This window comes from Protofrankia sp. Cr1, assembly GCF_963555865.1.
In the GTDB taxonomy this organism is placed as follows: Bacteria; Actinomycetota; Actinomycetes; order Frankiales; family Frankiaceae; genus Protofrankia.
Window position 1 is genome coordinate 15,770 of record NZ_CAUVXO010000070.1, and the last position, 888, is coordinate 16,657.

An 888-nucleotide genomic window follows, 5' to 3' on the forward strand; every position below is an offset into this window, starting at 1 on the left:
GCCGGCGGGGAGGCCGGGGCGTCGCCGGCGCAGACCCCGTCCCGGGCGATGCGCCCGCAGAGTCCATCGGTGCGTCCCGCGGATGAGCCGGCCCGGTCGAGCGAGACGCCCGGGCCTCGCCGGGCAGGCGCGCCAGACCCGCGTGGACAGTCCGGGGCACATCGCTCGTCTCCGGGGAGCCCGGCTTCATCGGGTGCCGCTGGGTCGTCGGCTACGCGGGGTGCGGTCGGGTCGCCCCACGCGCGTCCCGCCGCCGGCGGCCAGGCGCCGCCGGCCCGGCGCCAGGTTGCATCCCAATCGCCTCAGGCGACGACCAGTGCGACGGCGGCGTCAACCGGTCAACGTGCCGGTGGGCCATCCCGGCCTGGGTCGGAGATCGGCCAGACCTCCCAGCCTGAACCTGACCGTGCCGATGCTGACGGCGCGAAGGGCTCAAGCGGCACGGGCAGCCGTCCGAACACCACTCCGGCGCCCGTGCGACCGGCGGCGCCGGGTCCGACACCTGGACCCGTGCCGGTAGCGCCGGTAGCGCCGGTAGCGCCGCCGGCGTCGCGCGCGGAACCGCCGCGGGTCGACACTCGCCAGGCTGAACATCGGCGGCCCCAACCCCCGGAACCGATCGGGCGCCGGGCGGTTGATCGTAGCCAGGATGATCATGCATCAGGTGATCGTCGATCGGATGGCGCGGCGCCCGGGGCGGCCAAACCCTCCGGCGGCGGGTCGCCCGCGGCGGCGCAACCTCGTTCCCCGGAACGTCCCGCTGTGCGGATCTCCCCGCAGCAGGCACGGTCACCGGCGCCGGAGGCGGGCTCTGAGCCCGCCAAACCGCCATCCCGGATGCCCGCGCCCCACCCGCAGGCCGGACCGCAGCCGCAGGCCGGACCGCAG